The following is a 3139-nucleotide window of genomic DNA, read 5'->3' as shown; positions in this document are numbered from 1 at the left end:
GTTGCGGTACCCGAGTGCCCGATGGACGCGTCAGCCGGAGGAGAGAGGGGTCCTGTTCGGCTGTCGAGGGCCCCTCCTCATGTCCGGCTCCCGTCGCTCGCGCACGGATTAGTGTGACCGGATGAGCGATGAAGCCGTCGTACTGCGTCCCGCACGCGAGGACGACCTGGCCCTGCTGGACCGGTTCCTGCTGGAGCCGGAGACCGCCGGCCCGTTCCAGTGGTACGGCTGGTCGGATCCGGGGCGCTTCAGGCGCCGTTGGGCGGAGAACGGTCTGCTGGGCGAGGACGGCGGGCTGCTGATGGTGGAGTCCGCAGCCGGCCCGCTCGGGTTCGTCGCCTGGCGGAAGGTCGTCGTCTCGCCCTCCACCCACTGCTGGAACATCGGCGCCCAGCTCCTGCCCGAGGCCTGCGGGCGCGGTATCGGCACCCGGGCCCAACTACAGCTCGTCCGCCACCTCTTCGCCCACACCCCCGTGATGCGGATCGAGGCGGACACCGAGGCCGAGAACATCGCCGAGCAGCGGGCCCTGGAGAAGGCCGGCTTCACTCGCGAGGGCATACGGCGCGGCGTCGTTTTCCGGGACGGCACGTGGCGGGACGGTGTCGCCTACGGCGTGCTGCGCGGCGACCCGCTGCCCGCCCACGTGTGACGCGTACACCTCGTCGAGCAGCGCGGCGTACGCGGCGATCATGCGGGTGCGGCTGAAGCGCTCACGACTGCGCTCCAGGGCGGGAGCCAGTTCGGCGCGGCCCGCGACCGCGGCGGACCAGGCGAGGGCGACGGCGCCGGGGTCGGGCGGGGTGACGAAGCCGTGGCCGGCGACGATCGACGCGCTGTCGCCGACGTCCGTCGTCACGGGAACGGCGCCGCACATCATGCCCTCGATCAGGCACAGCGGCGCCGCCTCCCCGGAGACGGAGGTCAGGGCGACGACGTCCGAGCCCGCGTACACGGCCTCCATGTCGTGCCGTACGCCGAGCAGGTGCACCCGGTCGGCGAGGTCCCGCTCGCCCGCGAAGGCGATCTCCAGGTCCGCCCACAGGGCGGGGTTGGCGTCCGTCATCCCGGCCCCGCACATCACCACGTGCCCGCCGCCCTCGCGGGCCAGCCAGGTCCGTGCGGCCCGCAGGAAGAGCGGCACGTTCTTCATCTGCGCGTACCGGGCCGCGAAGACGACCACCGGGGCAGCTGCCGGAATACCCAGGGACGCGCGGAACGCCGGCCGAGCCGCCGCGTCCGGGCGGAACCGGAGCAGGTCCACGCCGTTCGGGATGACGTGCAGCAGGTCGGCCGGGATGCCGGCGGCCTCGTAGGCGGCCCGCGTCGACTCGGCGCAGCACACACACGCCGCCACCGTGCCGTCGGCGATCGCGGCCTTCAGCTCGTCCAGGGCGGGGCCCTGGTTCTCGGGGTCGGAGCGGTGCAGGCCGACCACGACCGGGCGGCGGGGCAGGCCGGCCTGGTTCAGAAGGGCGAGCGGCTGTTCCTTGAGGGAGAGGATCACGTCCGCCGCGGCCATGGCCCGAGCAGTTTCGGCCAGCTCCGGTCCGCTGAAAACAGACGCTGCGACCGACCCGTCCACCAGGCCCGCGGTGCGGCCGAGCGAGGTGACCCCGACCTTTCCGGCGGTCAGCGCCCGGTAGCAGTGGTCGTCCTCCATCCGCTGCCGGGTGGCCTCGCGGTGGACCTCTCCATGGATGCTGAGCACCCGGTGGGACTGGCCGCCCTCGGCCAGTCCCAGTACGACATCGCTGTGCACGATCCTGGCTCCTCCGGAGAAGAAGCCCTCGTAGACCGACAGCACCTGGAGTCCGTGCCTCGCGCGCACACGACCACCCGCCTTGCATAAAGATCGAGCCATCCCCGTCAACTGCGGGTTAGCCGATATGAGGCGGTACGGACGTTTCATTCGGATGAACACGGCATATCGGAACGAAGTCCGATCGATGACACCACCCGCGTGATCCGGGCGTCAGGCCTCCGCCGAGCCGCCGGGGACTTCCTGGTCGACGTCCTGGCTGCCCTCCTGGACCGCGAAGATGGTGCCGTGATCCTTGGCGATACTGATCTGGACCGGCCCGCTCTCCGCCGGTTCGGGCTCGGGTGCGGCCTGGCGGACCTCGACGCGGTTGCGGTCTCCGACCACGACGGGGCCGGAGGCGTTGCCGCCGATGCGGACGGTGTTCCGGCTCATGATCTCTCCTCGGGTTCCGGCTGTCACTGCTTACGGGTGAGGGTGACCGTCCCGCACGAGTAGCACTGCACCTGCTCGTACTGGTCGCTGGTCGAGGTCATCTCGGTGGTGAGCCGGGCGGAGTCTCCCCCCGCGCCGAGAGTGATCGTCGTGGTGACCTCTCCGATGACGGCACCGCAGGAACCGCCGCTGGTGTCGTAGAGGGGGCCGGTCGTGGTGTAGGTGCCGTTGCTGCCGCTGAGCTCGACGGTGGTGGTGTCCCCGCCGCAGACGTCCCTGCCGGTCTGCGTGTAGGAACCGGCGCCCGACTCGTCGAACTTGTACAGACTCCCGTCGCTGCCCAACCACACCCCGGCGAGACCGGTCGGGCTCGACGACGGCGAGCTGCCGCCCGAGTCCCGCGAGGCCTGTGCCTGGTGGACGGCGACCCCGCCGATGACGACGGCGACGATCACCGCGATCACCTTCATCAGGGCTATGGACGCGGCGGACGCCCCGGCTGCGGACGCCCCGGCCGCCGTGGCCCCCGCAGCGGTCGCCCCCGTCGCCCCCGCGCCGGTCGTGACCGCCGAGGCCCCCATATGGGCGGCGCCCGCCGTGTGGGCCGCGGCCCCGTGAGCCGCGGCCGTCCCGTGCGCCCCCGCCGCACCATGAGCCCCGGCAGCACCATGGGCCCCGGCAGCACTGTGGGCACCCGCCGTGCCATGAGCCCCCGCCGTGCCGTGGGCCCCTGCCGTGCCGTGGGCCCCTGCCTGATGGAGCCCGGCCTGATGAGCCGCGGTCCCCGGATCGACGGGCGCCGTGGCCTGGTGCGCCGCCGTACCGGGATCGACAGGCGCCGTGGCCTGGTGCGCCGCCGTACCGGGATCGCCCGGAGCCGCCTGGGACAGGTCGACCGTCGCCTCAGCAGCAGCGGGCCACACCGGCTTCGGCAGCGGCTTG

4 protein-coding genes and 1 pseudogene are annotated in these 3139 nt (G+C 72.5%); 2 read left to right on the top strand and 3 right to left on the bottom strand.

Annotation, left to right across the window (positions count from 1 at the left end; genetic code table 11):
• Positions 1-121 precede the first annotated feature (121 nt).
• Positions 122-490, top strand: a pseudogene (locus tag ABZ471_RS48165) (GNAT family N-acetyltransferase); the annotation flags it as partial.
• Here ABZ471_RS48165 and ABZ471_RS48160 read toward each other — a convergent pair.
• The 3 genes from ABZ471_RS48160 to ABZ471_RS48150 form a co-directional block, all read right to left on the bottom strand.
• Positions 440-1807, bottom strand: a complete 1368-nt coding sequence (locus ABZ471_RS48160) for a glycosyltransferase (protein ID WP_359075491.1) — start codon at positions 1805-1807, stop codon at positions 440-442. The pseudogene ABZ471_RS48165 and the gene ABZ471_RS48160 sit on opposite strands and share 51 nt — an antisense overlap.
• 168 nt (positions 1808-1975) lie before the next feature.
• The gene (locus ABZ471_RS48155; protein ID WP_359075490.1) at positions 1976-2197 is read right to left on the bottom strand and encodes a hypothetical protein; all 222 of its coding nucleotides are present in this window, start codon (positions 2195-2197) and stop codon (positions 1976-1978) included.
• Between the two features lie 23 nt (positions 2198-2220).
• Entirely contained in the window at positions 2221-2652 is a 432-nt protein-coding gene (locus ABZ471_RS48150) for a hypothetical protein (RefSeq protein WP_359075489.1), read from the bottom strand.
• On the opposite strand from ABZ471_RS48150, the gene ABZ471_RS48145 reads away from it, so the two are divergent.
• Positions 2633-2815, top strand: coding sequence for a hypothetical protein (locus ABZ471_RS48145; RefSeq protein WP_359075488.1), 183 nt, complete (start codon positions 2633-2635; stop codon positions 2813-2815). The genes ABZ471_RS48150 and ABZ471_RS48145 overlap by 20 nt on opposite strands.
• Positions 2816-3139 lie beyond the last annotated feature (324 nt).

Source organism: Streptomyces sp. NPDC005728 (assembly GCF_040630895.1).
Lineage (GTDB): Bacteria > Actinomycetota > Actinomycetes > Streptomycetales > Streptomycetaceae > Streptomyces.
The sequence above is the reverse complement of the archived record's forward strand: the minus strand, read 5'-3'. Positions and strand labels throughout refer to the sequence as shown.